The 16,774-nt window shown below is 68.2% G+C and carries 14 protein-coding genes; 7 read left to right on the top strand and 7 right to left on the bottom strand.

Annotated elements, in window-relative coordinates; translation table 11 throughout:
* The first annotated feature begins 42 nt into the window (after nucleotides 1–42).
* The 7 genes from ABZ135_RS02155 (at nucleotide 43) to ABZ135_RS02125 (ending at nucleotide 4,898) form a co-directional block, all read left to right on the top strand.
* Nucleotides 43–1,176: a hypothetical protein gene (locus tag ABZ135_RS02155; protein WP_356690874.1), complete on the top strand. Its 1,134-nt coding sequence runs from the start codon at nucleotides 43–45 to the stop codon at nucleotides 1,174–1,176.
* 14 nt (nucleotides 1,177–1,190) lie between these two features.
* Nucleotides 1,191–2,327, top strand: a complete 1,137-nt coding sequence (locus ABZ135_RS02150; RefSeq protein ID WP_356690872.1) for a hypothetical protein — start codon at nucleotides 1,191–1,193, stop codon at nucleotides 2,325–2,327.
* Nucleotides 2,327–2,899, top strand: a complete 573-nt coding sequence (locus tag ABZ135_RS02145; protein WP_356690870.1) for a hypothetical protein — start codon at nucleotides 2,327–2,329, stop codon at nucleotides 2,897–2,899. The genes ABZ135_RS02150 and ABZ135_RS02145 overlap by 1 nt, the downstream gene beginning before the upstream one ends.
* A gap of 32 nt (nucleotides 2,900–2,931) precedes the next feature.
* Nucleotides 2,932–3,321 carry an ATP-binding protein gene (locus ABZ135_RS02140; protein ID WP_356690868.1) on the top strand — a complete coding sequence of 130 codons (390 nt, stop codon included), beginning with the start codon at nucleotides 2,932–2,934 and terminating at the stop codon, nucleotides 3,319–3,321.
* Between the two features lie 109 nt (nucleotides 3,322–3,430).
* Nucleotides 3,431–4,342, top strand: a complete 912-nt coding sequence (locus ABZ135_RS02135; RefSeq protein ID WP_356690866.1) for a peptidoglycan-binding protein — start codon at nucleotides 3,431–3,433, stop codon at nucleotides 4,340–4,342.
* Between the two features lie 69 nt (nucleotides 4,343–4,411).
* On the top strand, nucleotides 4,412–4,648 hold the full coding sequence (locus tag ABZ135_RS02130; protein WP_356690864.1) for a hypothetical protein: 237 nt from the start codon (nucleotides 4,412–4,414) through the stop codon (nucleotides 4,646–4,648).
* The gene (locus ABZ135_RS02125) at nucleotides 4,635–4,898 is read left to right on the top strand and encodes a hypothetical protein (protein ID WP_356690862.1); all 264 of its coding nucleotides are present in this window, start codon (nucleotides 4,635–4,637) and stop codon (nucleotides 4,896–4,898) included. The genes ABZ135_RS02130 and ABZ135_RS02125 overlap by 14 nt, the downstream gene beginning before the upstream one ends.
* A 70-nt stretch (nucleotides 4,899–4,968) precedes the next feature.
* On the opposite strand, the gene ABZ135_RS02120 is transcribed toward ABZ135_RS02125, so the two are convergent.
* The 7 genes from ABZ135_RS02120 to rplK all read right to left on the bottom strand — a co-directional run bounded on the left by ABZ135_RS02120 (nucleotide 4,969) and on the right by rplK (nucleotide 16,632).
* The gene (locus ABZ135_RS02120) at nucleotides 4,969–8,868 is read right to left on the bottom strand and encodes a DNA-directed RNA polymerase subunit beta' (RefSeq protein WP_356690860.1); all 3,900 of its coding nucleotides are present in this window, start codon (nucleotides 8,866–8,868) and stop codon (nucleotides 4,969–4,971) included.
* A gap of 107 nt (nucleotides 8,869–8,975) precedes the next feature.
* The gene (rpoB, locus tag ABZ135_RS02115; protein WP_356690858.1) at nucleotides 8,976–12,458 is read right to left on the bottom strand and encodes a DNA-directed RNA polymerase subunit beta; all 3,483 of its coding nucleotides are present in this window, start codon (nucleotides 12,456–12,458) and stop codon (nucleotides 8,976–8,978) included.
* Between the two features lie 547 nt (nucleotides 12,459–13,005).
* On the bottom strand, nucleotides 13,006–13,395 hold the full coding sequence (gene rplL, locus ABZ135_RS02110) for a 50S ribosomal protein L7/L12 (protein WP_356690856.1): 390 nt from the start codon (nucleotides 13,393–13,395) through the stop codon (nucleotides 13,006–13,008).
* Between the two features lie 122 nt (nucleotides 13,396–13,517).
* Entirely contained in the window at nucleotides 13,518–14,048 is a 531-nt protein-coding gene (gene rplJ, locus ABZ135_RS02105) for a 50S ribosomal protein L10 (RefSeq protein WP_356690854.1), read from the bottom strand.
* Between the two features lie 252 nt (nucleotides 14,049–14,300).
* Nucleotides 14,301–15,221 (bottom strand): hypothetical protein, encoded by a 921-nt coding sequence (locus ABZ135_RS02100; protein ID WP_356690852.1) that lies wholly within the window; start codon nucleotides 15,219–15,221, stop codon nucleotides 14,301–14,303.
* A 164-nt stretch (nucleotides 15,222–15,385) separates the two neighbouring features.
* Nucleotides 15,386–16,114: a 50S ribosomal protein L1 gene (gene rplA, locus ABZ135_RS02095; protein WP_356690850.1), complete on the bottom strand. Its 729-nt coding sequence runs from the start codon at nucleotides 16,112–16,114 to the stop codon at nucleotides 15,386–15,388.
* 83 nt (nucleotides 16,115–16,197) lie between these two features.
* Nucleotides 16,198–16,632, bottom strand: coding sequence for a 50S ribosomal protein L11 (rplK, locus tag ABZ135_RS02090; RefSeq protein ID WP_345486284.1), 435 nt, complete (start codon nucleotides 16,630–16,632; stop codon nucleotides 16,198–16,200).
* Nucleotides 16,633–16,774 lie beyond the last annotated feature (142 nt).

The following is a 16,774-nucleotide window of genomic DNA, read 5'->3' as shown; positions in this document are numbered from 1 at the left end:
CGCGAAGCCGCCGCCCGACCGTCCTTCCCTCCAGGAGACCCCATGCCCGTACGCTCCGGCTGGCTGACACCCACCGGTCAGTCCCGACAGCACACCCGCATCACCAACATCGGCGCTACCACCCCCGTCAACCCGCTCGGCGTGCGGTCGGGCATCCTGCCCGGAACCATCGACGGCAAGTACCGGGTCGGCGGCCTGTGGATGAGCTCCACCGGCCCGATGACGGCCACCGTCTACGCCGGCAAGGCCGTCATCCAGGGCGGCAACTCCGACGGCGCCTACCCGGTGGCCCTCGACCAGGACATGACGATCACCTTCACCGACGGCGACGCGCTGAACCCGCGCATCGACCTCGTCGTCCTGCGCGTGTACGACAACGACATCGACCTCCAGGGCAGGTACGAGGCCGTCGTGGAGATCGTCAAGGGCGAGCCGAAGGCGGCACCGGTCGCGCCCCCCGCGCCGGCCCGCTCCCTGGTGCTGTTCAGCGTCAAGGTGAAGGCCGGCGCCTCGGCGGGCACCGGCGGCATCGACTGGGCCGGCGGCGCCTCCACCGATCTGCGCACCACGACGGTGGCGACGGGCGGCATCCTGCCCGTCTACAACAACGCCGGTGTGTCCGGCGCCTATCCGGGCCAGTACCAGGACAACGACAACGCCCACTACCTCCAGCGCTGGGACGGCACCTCGTGGGTCGCCTACCCCAAGGAGATCGGCGGCGTCGCGCCCAGTGGGACGCTGTCCACGGGCAGCTACACCGGGCAGTTCCGCGAGAACGCCGGGGTCCTGCAGCGTTGGAACGGCAGTGCCTGGGTGAACTACCAGCCGCCGGTGGAGGTGGAGACCACCACCACCGGCGCGACAGCGGCGGCCAACTGGACCGTCTCGTACTTCTACGCCCGCCGGACCCGGGGCATCGCCACCCTCAACGTCAACGTCACCCGTTCCGGCGCCGACATCACCGCCCCCGCCAACGGCAACATCACCGACGAAACCGTCTGCACGCTGCCCGTCGGCTGGCGCTCCCCGATCAATCTGGAGACCTTGGCCTCCGACGGCGTCGGCGCGGGCAGCGCCGCCCTGCTCAACACCGGCGACATCGTGCTGCGCACCTGGACGCCCAACGGGGTCCTGACCACCCGCCCCATTCGCATCACCGCCACCTTCGTCCTGTAAGGGAGGCCCCCGCCATGGCACTCGACACGCCCTACCGGGCGATCTTCTGCGATCTGATCACCGACCAGACCCTCGACATCCTGCCCCTGCGGGACGTCTCCTTCGACGACTACATCGGCAAGGCCGGCTCGCTCTCCGGCACCATCCCCATCCCCAACAAGGACATCGCCGACCGCGTCAAGAAGGTCCGCGAGGGCCGCACCGCGGTCTACCTGGAGCGCGGCGGCGACCTGTGGTGGGGCGGCATCATCTGGACCACCACCCTGCAGTCCAGCGGCCGCGGGGTGCTGACCCTCGGCATCCAGGCCGCGACCTTCGACTCGTACGCCGCCCGGCGCCGCATCCGGACCGACATCTCCTTCACGACCGCGACCGACCAGCTCGAGATCGCGCGCAGGCTGTGGAAGGAACTGAACCGGCAGGAGGACCCCACCGTCCCTCCGGTGGAGGGACAGGAGCCCCGCACCCTCGGCATCACCTTCGGCGAGGAGAAGTCCGAGGTCCTCCGGACCGCCTCGTGGCGCAAGGGCGACGAGACCGTCTACCTGGAGGCGCTGGACCAGCTCGCCGCGATGGAGAACGGCTTCGAGCACCAGATCCTGGTCTACCGCGACCCGGTCAGTGGCAAGCGGATCCGTCAGCTCCGACTGGGCTGGCCCAAGATCGTCAACGGTGCGACGGACCTGATCTTCGACCGGCCCGGCGTCATCCTGTCGTACTCCTTCCCGTACGACGCGACCCGGGGCGGCACCACGGCCCTGGCCCGCGGCGCCTCCACGAACTCCAACGCGGGCACCGAGTCCCGGCCGCTCTACTCCAGCGAGCAGTTCGCCAGCGACCTGCTCACGGACGGTTGGCCGCTGATCGACCTGTCCTCGGACCACAACGAGGTCACCGACCCGACCACGCTCAGCGCGCTGGCCAAGCGGGAACTCGACGAGGCCCGCGGGGCCGTCGTCATCCCCGCGATCAGCATCCATCTCGGCGGCCTCGTCCCGCCGGCGCTCATCGGCCGCGTCGCCCGCATCCGCATCACGGACGAGTGGTACTCCCAGGGCCTGGACGCCCGCTACCGCATCATCGGCGTCAAGGTCACTCCCCCGGAGCGCGGCCGCCCCGACACCGCCGAGCTCTACCTTGAGGAGGCCTGATGCCCCAGTTGCCCGAGGACATCATCGACCGGCTGAACAAGATGGAACGCCGGATCAAGGCGCTGTCCACGGCCGTCAACACCCGGCCGGCGGTCAGCGAGATCCGCCCGCCGGCGCAGACCGGCAGCGTCACCATCAACCGGCCGCTGTTCCGGATCTTCGACGGCTACAGCCACGAGATCTTCGCCGACGACATCATGACCGGCGGCCTCGCCCGGCCCTGGCTGGCGCTGCTGCCGCCGCAGACCGTCGACAAGACCAACTGGCCGTCCACCGCCAGCACCACCTTCACCACCATCGCCAGGTCCTTCAACCCCATCTGGCAGCCGAAGCTGCGGCTGTCCGTGGAAACGGCGGTGTCCACCAACGCCACCGGCGAGGTGAAGATCCTCGTCGACGGCCAGCAGTTCGGCCCCACCGTCACCGCGGGCTCCACCTTCAACCACACCGGCCTGCTCCCCGGTGACATGAACAGCAGGTTCGGCCAGATCATGCAGATCGAGATCCAGGCCAAGGCCACCGGCGGCACCGTCTACGCCCAGCCCGTACTGATCTACGGCACCCAGACCTGATCCGCGCACCCGAGCCGTACGAGGAGCACAGCATGCACATCGACCCCACCCAGCCCTGGGGCGTGGCCATCGACTACGCGGGGCGCGCCACCGTCACCGAGGACGGCCACGTCCTCAACATCCGCGTCTACGACAACAGCCTCGGCTACGCCCTGGACCGCGACCCGGTCACCGGGCAGTACCCCTCGGTGTACGTCACCGCCGAGTTCTCCGAGAAGGGGGTCGGCGACGCGTCCCTGCGCGGCTCCGGCATGGTGACGGTGGCCGCCAAGGACGGCGTTCCCGTCGTCCCCGACCCGACCGCCGTCCAGCGCGCCGTCGAGGCCGCGCTCGCCGACTTCGAGAGCCGCCGCGCCGCCTACGCCGCGCTCTGCGCGAGCTGGGCGCCGTCCCCGGAGTCGCCCGCCGAGCCCACCCCGTAGCACCGGCCCCACCCGCCCCACCCCGCACGCCCGCACACCCGCACGCCCACCCCGAGCCGCCCACCGGCCGGGGTTTTCTCATGCCCGGAATCCATGCCCCGGAGGACACATGGCAGCCCCCCTCTCCGCGGACCGGCTCGTGGCCGCGCTCCGCGCCGAAGGCGTCACCGTCGTCGAGCACGACGGATGGCGCACCCATCACCGCAACCAGACCGGCTCCTGGGGGCCCGTGGTCGGTGTGATGATCCACCACACCGTCTCCAGCGGCACCGCGCACACCGTCGAGCTCTGCTACAACGGCTACGAGGGTCTGCCCGGCCCGCTGTGCCACGGCGTCATCGCCAAGGACGGCACCGTCCACCTCGTCGGCAACGGCCGCGCCAACCACGCGGGCGGCGGCGACCCGTCCGTCCTCCAGGCCGTGATCAGCGAAACGTACGGGGTGCGGCCGCCCGTCCCGCGCGAGCACCAGGGCAGCCGGGGCGCCGTCGACGGCAACTCCCGCTTCTACGGCTTCGAGTGCATCAACCTCGGCAACGGCTCCGACCCGTGGCCGGCCGCGCAGCTCGACGCCATCGAGCGCGTGTCGGCGGCGCTCTGCCGGGCCCACGACTGGGGCGCCAAGTCCGTCATCGGCCACTCCGAGTGGTCCGACTGGAAGAGCGACCCGCGCGGCTTCGGCATGCCGGGCATGCGCGACCGGGTCCAGAAGCGGCTCGGCAAGGCCCCGGCGCCGAAGCCGACCGCCCCCGCCAAGCCGGCCGCCCCGCGCTACCAGCCCTTCCCCGGCACCGCGTTCTTCAAGACCACCCCGAGCTCCCCCGTCGTCACCGCGATGGGCCGCCGGCTGGTCGCCGAGGGCTGCGGCCGCTACCAGGTCGGGCCCGGCCCGCGCTGGTCCGAGGCCGACCGCCGGTCGTACGCCGCCTGGCAGCGCAAGCTCGGCTTCTCCGGTTCCGACGCCGACGGCTGGCCGGGCCGCACCTCCTGGAACGCGCTCAAGGTCCCGTACGTGCAGTAGCCCCGCCCCCGTGCGACGGCCCCCTGCCCCCCACCTCGCACCAGCTCCCCCACGCAAGGAGAACCACCCATGTCCGAAGCCGCCAAGCGCACGATCCGGACGATCGTGCAGACCGCCGTCGGCATCGCCGTCGTGCTGCCGGCGCTGGTCGACGCCTCCGGGATCCCCGCCACCCTCCCCTGGGTCGCCGGGGCACTCGCCGTCGCCGGCGCCCTCACCCGGGTCATGGCCGTCCCGGCCCTCCAGGCCCTGCTGCCGTCCTGGCTGCGCACCACCCCGGAGGCCGGAGCAGATGATCGAGCCTGACCCGAACGACCCGGTCGCCGTCGCCCTCGAACTGGAGCGGCTGCGCGGCACCCTGGAGGCCGGCTTCGCCCGCGTCGACGGCTCCCTCGCGCTGCTCGTCCAGCGCAGCGACCAGACCGACAAGCAGCTCGCCGACCACGAGGCCCGGCTCGACGCCCTGGAACGGGCGCGCTGGCCGATCGCCTCGGTCGCCGCGCTGACGGCCACCGCCGGCCTCGGGCTCGCCCTGTGGGAGCTGGCCGGCCGCTGACGGTCCCCGGACGCGCCGAAGGGCGGCACCCCTCGCGGGGTGCCGCCCTTCTTCGCTTTTACCGCACTACTTACTGGTTGTACGGACCGTAGTCGTAGTCCTCCAGCGGAACGGCCTGGCCGGAGCCGGTGCCGAACGGCGAGTAGTCGATGTCGTCGTAGCCGACGGCCGAGTACATCGCGGCCTTGGCCTCCTCGGTCGGCTCGACCCGGATGTTGCGGTAGCGGGACAGACCCGTACCGGCCGGGATGAGCTTACCGATGATGACGTTCTCCTTGAGGCCGATCAGGGAGTCCGACTTGGCGTTGATCGCCGCGTCGGTCAGGACCCTGGTCGTCTCCTGGAAGGACGCCGCCGACAGCCACGACTCGGTGGCGAGCGATGCCTTGGTGATACCCATGAGCTGCGGTCGGCCGGAGGCCGGGTGGCCGCCTTCCTGGACCACACGACGGTTCTCCTGCTCGAAGCGCGAGCGCTCCACGAGCTCGCCCGGCAGCAGCTCCGCGTCGCCGGACTCGATGATCGTCACACGGCGCAGCATCTGCCGGATGATGATCTCGATGTGCTTGTCGTGGATCGACACACCCTGCGAGTTGTAGACCTTCTGGACCTCGCCGACCAGGTGGACCTGGACCGCGCGCTGGCCGAGGATGCGCAGCACGTCGTGCGGGTTGGTGGCACCCACGGTGAGCTTCTGGCCCACCTCGACGTGGTCGCCCTCGCCCACCAGCAGACGGGCACGCTTCGAGATCGGGTAAGCGGTCTCGTCGCTGCCGTCGTCCGGGGTGACGACGATCTTCTTGGTCTTCTCGGTCTCCTCGATGCGGACGCGACCGGCCGCCTCGGAGATCGGGGCGACACCCTTGGGCTGACGGGCCTCGAAGAGCTCGACGACACGCGGCAGACCCTGGGTGATGTCGTCACCGGCCACACCACCGGTGTGGAAGGTACGCATCGTGAGCTGGGTACCGGGCTCACCGATGGACTGGGCGGCGATGATGCCGACCGCCTCACCGATGTCGACCAGCTTGCCGGTGGCCAGCGAGCGGCCGTAGCACATGGCGCAGGTGCCGACGGCGGACTCACAGGTCAGGACCGAGCGGGTCTTGACCTCCTCGACGCCCGCGTTGACGAGCTGCTCGATGAGCACGTCACCGAGGTCGACACCGGCCGGGGCCAGCACCTTGCCGTCGACGACGACGTCCTCGGCGAGGCAGCGCGCGTACACGCTGGTCTCGACGTCCTCGGCCTTGCGCAGCACGCCGGTCTCGTCCTTGGAGGCGATCCGCAGCTTCAGACCGCGGTCGGTGCCACAGTCCTCCTCGCGGATGATCACGTCCTGCGAGACGTCCACCAGACGACGGGTCAGGTAACCCGAGTCGGCGGTACGCAGGGCGGTGTCGGCGAGACCCTTACGGGCACCGTGGGTCGAGATGAAGTACTCGAGCACGGACAGGCCCTCGCGGAAGGACGCCTTGATGGGACGCGGGATCGTCTCGTTCTTGGCGTTCGACACCAGACCACGCATACCGGCGATCTGCCGCATCTGCATCATGTTTCCTCGGGCACCCGAGTCAACCATCATGAAGATGGGGTTCGTCTTGGGGAAGTTCTCGTTCATGGCCTCGGCAACCTCGTTGGTCGCCTTGGTCCAGATCGCGATGAGCTCCTGAGTGCGCTCTTCCTTGGTGATCAGACCGCGCTCGTACTGCTTCTGGACCTTCTCGTCCTGCGCCTCGTAGCCGGCGACGATCGCCTTCTTCGCCTCGGGGACGACGACGTCGGAGATGGCCACGGTGACACCGGAACGGGTCGCCCAGTAGAAGCCCGCCGCCTTCAGGTTGTCGAGCGTCGCCGCCACGATGACCTTGGGGTAGCGCTCGGCGAGGTCGTTGACGATCTCGGAGAGCTGCTTCTTGCCGACGGAGTAGTCGACGAACGGGTAGTCCTCGGGCAGCAGCTCGTTGAAGAGCGCGCGGCCCAGGGTCGTCCGCAGGCGGAACGAGTCACCCTGCTGCCACTCCGGCTCGCCCTCCTCCGCGACCGGGGGAACCCAGCCGCGCGGCGGGACGGTGCCGATCGGGAAGCGGATGTCGATCTGCGACTGCAGCGACAGCTCGCCGGCGTCGAAGGCCATGATCGCCTCGGCCGTGGAGCCGAACGCGCGGCCCTCGCCCTTGACGTCACGCAGCTCGCCGTCGGTGGTGAGGAAGAACAGACCGAGGACCATGTCCTGGGTCGGCATCGTCACCGGACGGCCGTCGGCGGGCTTGAGGATGTTGTTCGAGGACAGCATCAGGATGCGGGCCTCGGCCTGCGCCTCCGCGGAGAGCGGCAGGTGGACGGCCATCTGGTCACCGTCGAAGTCCGCGTTGAACGCGGTGCAGACGAGCGGGTGGATCTGGATGGCCTTGCCCTCGACGAGCTGCGGCTCGAATGCCTGGATGCCGAGGCGGTGCAGCGTGGGCGCACGGTTCAGCAGAACCGGGTGCTCGGCGATGACCTCTTCGAGGACGTCGTAGACGACCGTGCGGCCGCGCTCGACCATCCGCTTGGCCGACTTGATGTTCTGCGCGTGGTTCAGGTCGACCAGGCGCTTCATCACGAACGGCTTGAAGAGCTCGAGCGCCATGGCCTTCGGCAGACCGCACTGGTGCAGCTTGAGCTGCGGGCCGACGACGATGACGGAACGCGCGGAGTAGTCCACACGCTTGCCGAGCAGGTTCTGACGGAATCGACCCTGCTTGCCCTTCAGCATGTCGCTGAGGGACTTCAGCGGACGGTTGCCGGGGCCCGTGACCGGGCGACCGCGACGGCCGTTGTCGAAGAGGGCGTCGACCGCCTCCTGGAGCATCCGCTTCTCGTTGTTCACGATGATCTCGGGGGCACCGAGGTCGAGCAGACGCTTCAGACGGTTGTTGCGGTTGATCACACGGCGGTACAGGTCGTTGAGGTCGGAGGTCGCGAAGCGGCCACCGTCGAGCTGCACCATCGGACGCAGGTCCGGCGGGATCACCGGCACGCAGTCGAGAACCATGCCCTTGGGGCTGTTCGCGGTCTGCAGGAACGCGGAGACGACCTTGAGGCGCTTGAGCGCACGGGTCTTCTTCTGGCCCTTGCCGGTACGGATGATCTCGCGGAGCTTCTCCGCCTCCTCCTCCAGGTCGAAGGACTCGAGGCGCTTCTGCAGCGCCGCGGCACCCATCGAGCCGTCGAAGTACGTGCCGAAGCGGTCACGCAGCTCGCGGTAGAGGAGCTCGTCGCCCTCCAGGTCCTGGACCTTGAGGTTCTTGAAGCGGTTCCAGACCTCGTCGAGGCGGTCGATCTCGCGCTGCGCACGGTCGCGGAGCTGCTTCATCTCACGCTCGGCGCCCTCGCGCACCTTGCGGCGCACGTCGGCCTTGGCGCCCTCGGCCTCCAGCTCGGCCAGGTCGGTCTCGAGCTTCTTGGCGCGGGCCTCGAGGTCGGCGTCGCGGCGGTTCTCGATCTGCTGGCGCTCGACGGAGACGTGGGCCTCCAGCGACGGCAGGTCACGCGTGCGGCGCTCGTCGTCGACGTACGTGATCATGTACGCCGCGAAGTAGATGACCTTCTCCAGGTCCTTCGGGGCGAGGTCGAGCAGGTAGCCCAGACGCGACGGAACGCCCTTGAAGTACCAGATGTGGGTGACGGGAGCGGCGAGCTCGATGTGGCCCATCCGCTCACGGCGCACCTTGGCGCGGGTGACCTCGACGCCACACCGCTCACAGATGATGCCCTTGAAGCGGACGCGCTTGTACTTGCCGCAGTAGCACTCCCAGTCCCGGGTCGGACCGAAGATCTTCTCGCAGAAGAGTCCGTCCTTCTCGGGCTTGAGCGTGCGGTAGTTGATGGTCTCCGGCTTCTTGACCTCGCCGTGGCTCCACTGACGGATGTCGTCAGCGGTGGCCAGACCGATCCGGAGCTCGTCGAAGAAGTTGACGTCGAGCACTATGCGTCAATCCCTCTCAGGGTTGTAAGGCTGTGGGTCTGATACGGGGGTCCTGGGGCCGGCCGGGGACTCAGTGAAGCTCACCGAGTCCCCGTACCGGACTCCCGTCAGACCTCTTCGACGCTGCTCGGCTCGCGCCGGGACAGGTCGATACCGAGCTCCTCCGCTGCGCGGAAGACGTCCTCGTCGGTGTCGCGCATCTCGATGGACATGCCGTCCGAGGACAGCACCTCCACGTTGAGGCACAGGGACTGCATCTCCTTGATGAGCACCTTGAAGGACTCGGGGATGCCGGGCTCAGGGATGTTCTCGCCCTTGACGATGGCCTCGTAGACCTTCACGCGGCCGGTCACGTCGTCGGACTTGATCGTCAGCAGCTCCTGGAGGGCGTACGCGGCGCCGTAAGCCTCCAGCGCCCACACCTCCATCTCACCGAAGCGCTGGCCACCGAACTGGGCCTTACCACCCAGCGGCTGCTGGGTGATCATCGAGTACGGGCCGGTCGAACGGGCGTGCAGCTTGTCGTCGACCAGGTGGTGGAGCTTGAGGATGTACATGTACCCGACCGAGATCGGGTCCGGGAACGGCTCGCCGGAGCGGCCGTCGAACAGGCGCGCCTTGCCGGAGGGGAGCACCATGCGCTCGCCGTCGCGGTTCGGGATGGTGTGCTGGAGCAGACCCGCGAGCTCGTCCTCACGCGCACCGTCGAAGACCGGGGTGGCGACGTTGGTGCCGGGGGCGACCTTGTCGGCACCGATGGCCTGGAGGCGCTGCGCCCACTCGTCGGCGAGGCCGGAGACGTCCCAGCCGCGGCTGGCGAGCCAGCCGAGGTGGATCTCCAGGACCTGTCCCGGGTTCATTCGGGACGGGACGCCGAGCGGGTTGAGGATGATGTCGACCGGGGTGCCGTCCTCGAGGAAGGGCATGTCCTCGATCGGGAGGATCTTGGAGATGACACCCTTGTTGCCGTGACGGCCGGCGAGCTTGTCACCGTCGGTGATCTTGCGCTTCTGGGCGACGTAGACGCGGACCAACTGGTTCACGCCCGGGGGAAGCTCGTCGCCCTCCTCGCGGTCGAAGACGCGGACGCCGATGACCTTGCCGGTCTCGCCGTGCGGGACCTTCAGCGAGGTGTCACGGACCTCACGGGCCTTCTCACCGAAGATCGCGCGGAGCAGGCGCTCCTCCGGGGTCAGCTCGGTCTCACCCTTGGGCGTGACCTTGCCGACCAGGATGTCGCCGGCGACGACCTCGGCACCGATGCGGATGATGCCGCGCTCGTCGAGGTCGGCGAGGACCTCCTCGGAGACGTTCGGGATGTCCCGGGTGATCTCCTCGGGGCCGAGCTTGGTGTCACGGGCGTCGACCTCGTGCTCCTCGATGTGGATCGAGGAGAGGACGTCGTCCTGCACGAGGCGCTGCGACAGGATGATCGCGTCCTCGTAGTTGTGACCCTCCCACGGCATGAACGCGACGAGCAGGTTCTTGCCGAGCGCCATCTCACCGTTCTCGGTGGCGGGGCCGTCGGCGAGGACCTGGCCCTCGATCACGCGGTCGCCCTCGGAGACGACGACCTTCTGGTTGACCGAGGTGCCCTGGTTCGAGCGGGAGAACTTGGCCAGGCGGTACGTGATGTAGGTGCCGTCGTCGTTGGCCACGGTGATGTAGTCCGCGGACAGCTCCTGGATGACACCGTCCTTCTCGGCCTTGAGCACGTCGCCGGCGTCGGTGGCGCAGCGGTACTCCATGCCGGTGCCGACGAGCGGGGCCTCCGACTTAATCAGCGGGACGGCCTGACGCATCATGTTCGCGCCCATGAGGGCACGGTTGGCGTCGTCGTGCTCGAGGAACGGGATCATGGCGGTCGCGACCGACACCATCTGGCGCGGCGAGACGTCCATGTAGTCGACGTCGGCCGGCGGGACGTAGTCGACCTCGCCACCACGGCGGCGGACCAGGACGCGGGCCTCGGTGAACTGAAGCTCGTCGTTCAGGGTCGCGTTCGCCTGGGCGATGACGAAGCGGTCCTCCTCGTCGGCGGTCAGGTAGTCGACCTCGTCGGTGACCTGGCCGTCGACGACCTTGCGGTACGGCGTCTCGACGAAGCCGAACGCGTTGACGCGGCCGTACGAGGCGAGCGAACCGATCAGACCGATGTTCGGGCCTTCGGGGGTCTCGATCGGGCACATGCGTCCGTAGTGGGACGGGTGCACGTCTCGGACCTCGAAGCCGGCCCGCTCACGGGACAGACCACCCGGGCCCAGCGCCGACAGACGGCGCTTGTGGGTGAGACCCGACAGCGGGTTGTTCTGGTCCATGAACTGCGAGAGCTGGCTGGTGCCGAAGAACTCCTTGATGGAGGCGACGACCGGCCGGATGTTGATCAGGGTCTGCGGCGTGATCGCCTCGACGTCCTGGGTGGTCATCCGCTCGCGGACGACGCGCTCCATACGAGCCAGACCCGTGCGGACCTGGTTCTGGATCAGCTCGCCGACGTTGCGCAGACGACGGTTGCCGAAGTGGTCGATGTCGTCGGTCTCGACGACGATCGTGTTGCCGTTCTCGCCGACCGTCTCGGTCTCGCCGGCGTGCAGCTTCACCAGGTACTTGATGGTCGCGATGATGTCGTCGGTGGTGAGGACACCCGCGTCCAGCGGCTCGTCGGCCCCGAGCTTCTTGTTGACCTTGTAGCGGCCGACCTTCGCGAGGTCGTAGCGCTTCGGGTTGAAGTACAGGTTCTCGAGCAGCGTCTGGGCGGCCTCGCGCGTCGGCGGCTCGCCCGGACGGAGCTTGCGGTAGATGTCGAGCAGCGCGTCGTCCTGGCCCTGGGTGTGGTCCTTCTCCAGGGTGGCGCGCATGGACTCGTACTCGCCGAACTCCTGCAGGATCTGCTCGGTGGTCCAGCCGAGCGCCTTGAGGAGGACGGTGACGGACTGCTTGCGCTTGCGGTCGATGCGGACGCCGACCATGTCGCGCTTGTCGATCTCCATCTCCAGCCAGGCACCCCGGGACGGGATGATCTTGGCGGAGAAGATGTCCTTGTCGGACGTCTTGTCGATGGAGGAGTCGAAGTAGACACCGGGGGAACGGACGAGCTGCGACACGACGACACGCTCGGTGCCGTTGATGACGAAGGTGCCCTTGTTGGTCATCAGCGGGAAGTCGCCCATGAAGACCGTCTGGGACTTGATCTCGCCGGTCTCGTTGTTCGTGAACTCGGCGGTCACGAAGAGCGGGGCACCGTAGGTGAAGTCACGGTCCTTGCACTCGTCGATCGAGTTCTTCGGCGGCTCGAAGCGGTGGTCGCGGAAGGTCAGCGACATCGACCCGGAGAAGTCCTCGATCGGGGAGATCTCCTCGAAGATCTCCTCCAGGCCGGACTTCGTGGGGACGTCCTGTCCCGACTCAAGGGCGGCCTCGACGCGAGCCTTCCACGCGGCGTTGCCGAGCAGCCAGTCGAAGCTCTCGGTCTGGAGCGCGAGGAGGTTCGGAACCTCGAGGGGCTCCTTGATCTTTGCAAAGGAGATGCGCAGCGGGGCGGTGCTGGCGCCGTTGTTCGTATTGGTCGAGGCGTTGCGCGAGGCGGCCAAGAGGGGGTCCTTCCGAGGGCTCGGACTCACTACGCGCGTACCGGTCCCTAGCGGAGCCCCCTGGGCGGATGACCCTGAAACGGCTGGAAGGCCAGGTCAGGGGCGGTGGGCCCAGGATGCAGATGCGAGGGGATGCCCCTGGTGACGGGCAGGGGGCAGCTAACAGGCAGCGCAAAGGGTCAGTGTAGCCACTTGGCCCACTGATGTCCAGGGCGAGTAAATCGCAACCCTCGTTGTTCTCAACTCCGCGCTACCTCGCGCCGTGCGGCGCACCTCGATACTGCCCGTTCGGTCGTCGATCCATGCCTCGGAAACGGATCGTTGTGACGACGCGTCCTGAGAATTGCGCGCTGCGTGCGGTTCGTCAAGGCCCCTGCCTCTGCGCGGCGCACGGCGAAGATCACCATACTCCGCTTCCCCGGGCCCGTACGACCGCCGCCACGCGAGTCCCCGGGAACGCCGAAGGGCGACCACCCAGATGGATGATCGCCCTTCGGGCTCAGAGCGTTACAGGACGCTCAGAGGAGTCGCGAGACGCGACGCGGTCTTACTTGACCTCGACGGAGGCGCCGGCGCCCTCGAGGGCCTCCTTGGCCTTGTCAGCGGCTTCCTTGTTGACCTTCTCGAGGACCGGCTTCGGGGTGCCGTCGACGAGGTCCTTGGCCTCCTTCAGACCCAGGGAGGTCAGCTCACGCACGACCTTGATGACCTGGATCTTCTTGTCGCCGGCGCCGGTGAGGATGACGTCGAACTCGTCCTTCTCCTCGACGGCCTCGGCGCCACCGGCGCCCGCACCGGCACCCGGGGCGGCAACGGCGACGGCCGCGGCGGCGGTGACGTCGAACTTCTCCTCGAACGCCTTCACGAACTCGGAGAGCTCGATGAGGGTCATCTCCTCGAACTGCGCGAGCAGGTCTTCCTGAGAGAGCTTCGCCATGATGGGCGATCCTTCCACTAAATCGGCAGGTGCCGGATGTACATGTGAGGCGGGCGTACGTTCGGCCCGCTGCGACCCGCTCCGCCGGCTAGGCGGCGGCCCGGATCATTGCGCGAGCCGAATTACTCGGCACCGCCCTGCTCGGCCTGCTTGGCACGGAGCGCGTCCACGGTGCGGACGAGCTTCGACGGCAGCGCCTGGAAGAGCTGAGCAGCCTGGGACTGCTTGCCCTTGAACGCGCCGGCCAGCTTGCTGAGCAGAACCTCGCGGGACTCGAGGTCCGCAAGCTTCTTGATCTCATCGGCGGACAGCGCCTTACCCTCAAGGACACCGCCCTTGATGATGAGGTTCGGGTTGTCCTTGGCGAAGTCACGCAGCGCCTTCGCCGACTCCACCGGGTCACCGGTGACGAAGGCGACCGCGGTCGGACCAGTGAACTGGTCGTCCAGCGCGGTGATCCCGGCCTGGTTGGCCGCAATCTTGGTCAGCGTGTTCTTCACCACGGCGTACTGGGCGTTCTCACCGAGCGAACGACGCAGCGTCTTGAGCTGCGCCACGGTGAGACCCCGGTACTCGGTCAGCACAGCGGCGTTCGAGCTGCGGAACTGGTCCTCCAGCTCGGCCACCGAGGCAGCCTTGTCGGGCCTTGCCATAAGCGTCGGCCTCCTTCCGGGTGATGGGACCGCGCGGAAGGGACTGAACAAAACAAAACGCCCCGGGCGCAGGCGCACGGGGCTCAGCTCGACCGCATCGAGAACGATCCGGGAACTCATCCACTGTCACCTGCGCGGGTCGCTCGCATCTCTCAGCGAATCCTTCGGCCTCCGCACCCTCACAGGCACGGCGACGACCAGCGGTCTTTGGCTTCTGTGGAAGAGTACGCGACGGTGTCGTCCAGGAGCAAATCAGCCCTGCTCGGCCTGCTTCAGCAGCGCGAACAGGTCGACGGTGTCCTCCGCCGGCGGCGCCTGGACGGCGGCCTCGGCGCCGTAGTCGCTGTAGTCGGCCGTGATGGTGGTCAGGGCCTCGGCGGCCTGCATCTTGACGGTCATCCGGACCGGGTAGTTGTCCTTGTCGACCCACAGCTCGGTGTCGTAGCCGCTGATCCCCGCCTTCTCAGCGGCGGCGATGACGCTCTTGCGCTGCTCGGCGGTCAGCGGGGAGTTCTTGTTGGTGGCCACCATCTCCTCGACGGTCAGCTCGCCCTTGTAGTGCTGGACCGTGACGCCGTTGATCTTCTCCTCGCCGAGGTGCTTCACGTTCGGCGACTCGACGAGCAGGGCGAGCTGCTGGGACGGGTCCTGGTTCATGTTGTCCAGGCCGGCGGTCATCTGCTTCTGCAGGGCCTTGTCCCCGCTCGCCTCTGCGGCCGCCTTGAGGTCGATCTTCATCCAGCGCTTGCCGTCCATCTGGGCGGCCCGCTCGGCACCCATGTCCATGTACATCGCGCCGCCGAGCATCAGCATGCGCGACGTCTGGGGACCGGCCGGATCGGCCGCCAGGAGGGTCGAGTCGGACACCGTGAGGTCCGCGACCGAGGGGTTCCAGCCCACGACCCCGCTCACCGTGCCGGCCCCGGAGCCCTCGCCGCCCTGCGGCGTCGCGATGACGATCCGCATGGTCACCTTGGCCGACTTGGCCTCGGACGTCTTCCGGAACGCCGCCGTGAGCGCCTTCGTCACCTCGCCGAGCCCCATCGCCCCCGCCTTCACGGGCGCCTCCGCGGCCTTCTCGGCGTCGCCGCCGTCCTGGCAGCCTGCCACCCCCGTGACGACGGCGGTCGCGGTCAGCGCGACACCCGCGCGCTTCCATGCGGACATGCCCATGAGTCCCACCCCTTGTGCTCTTCCGTTCGAATGCCCCGGGGCACCGTATCCCGGGGCACCGACAGCCGCGCACGAAATAAAACCGCCCCCTACGCCTCTCCGGAGGCGTAGGGGGCGGTTTCAGGACGCTGGAGCCGTGAGGGGCTCCTGAGCCTTCAGGGGGCTCAGACCGCGGCCGGGTCCTCCTCGACGAGGAGGTTGCGGGTGCGGTTCGGGTCGACCGGAATGCCGGGGCCCATCGTGGTGGCGATGGCGGCCTTCTTGATGTAGCGACCCTTGGCGGCGGACGGCTTCAGACGGAGGATCTCCTCCAGCGCGGCGCCGTAGTTCTCCACCAGCTTGGTGTCGTCGAAGGACACCTTGCCGATGATGAAGTGCAGGTTCGAGTGCTTGTCGACGCGGAACTCGATCTTGCCGCCCTTGATGTCGTTGACAGCCTTGGCGACATCGGGGGTGACGGTGCCGGTCTTCGGGTTCGGCATGAGACCACGCGGGCCGAGGACGCGGCCGAGGCGGCCGACCTTGCCCATGAGGTCCGGGGTGGCCACCACGGCGTCGAACTCGTTCAGGCGGTTGCCCTTGGAGATCTCGTCGATGAGCTCGTCGGAGCCGACGATGTCGGCGCCCGCGGCGATCGCGGCCTCGGCACGGTCACCGGTCGCGAAGACCAGGACCCGGGCGGTCTTACCGGTGCCGTGCGGAAGGTTCACGGTGCCACGGACCATCTGGTCGGCCTTGCGCGGGTCGACACCCAGGCGGAAGGCGACCTCGACGGTGCCGTCGAACTTCGTGGTGGAGGTCTCCTTGGCCAGACGCACGGCCTCGAGCGGGGCGTAGAGCTTCTCCCGGTCGATCTTCGCGTCGGCAGCGCGGAGAGACTTGCTGCGCTTCACTTCTGCTCCTGTGTTCGTTTCAGGTGTGGAGTCGTGGTACGGGCCAGCGCTGGCCCTGCCACTGAGGTCTTACGGGGAGCTGATCAGCCCTCGACCGTGATGCCCATGGAACGGGCGGTGCCGGCGATGATCTTCTCGGCGGCGTCCAGGTCGTTGGCGTTCAGGTCGGGCAGCTTGACCGACGCGATCTCGCGGACCTGGGCGCTCGTGAGCTTCGCGACCTTGGTCTTGTGCGGCTCGCCGGAGCCCTTGTCCACACCCGCGGCCTTGAGGATCAGCTTGGCGGCCGGCGGAGTCTTGGTGATGAAGGTGAAGGAACGGTCCTCGTAGACCGTGATCTCCACCGGCACGACCATGCCACGCTGCGACTCGGTCGCGGCGTTGTAGGCCTTGCAGAACTCCATGATGTTGACGCCGTGCTGACCCAGCGCGGGGCCGACCGGCGGGGCCGGGTTGGCCGCACCGGCGTTGATCTGGAGCTTGATAAGCCCCGTGACCTTCTTCTTCTTGGGAGGCATAGCTCTCTCCGGGTCCTAGTGAGAGTTTTCAGCCGGTCCATCCGGTCATCCGGATGGAGGCATACCGCACAACGATAACGGGTATAGCTGCGCGGCCAAAAACCGAGCAGGTCAGAGCGGCTCTGAGAGCCACTCTGACCTG

Origin of the sequence: Streptomyces sp. NPDC006339 (assembly GCF_040612775.1) — a bacterium.
GTDB lineage: Bacteria > Actinomycetota > Actinomycetes > Streptomycetales > Streptomycetaceae > Streptomyces.
Note: the sequence above shows the minus strand (reverse complement) of the source record. Positions and strands in the feature narration are given on the sequence as shown.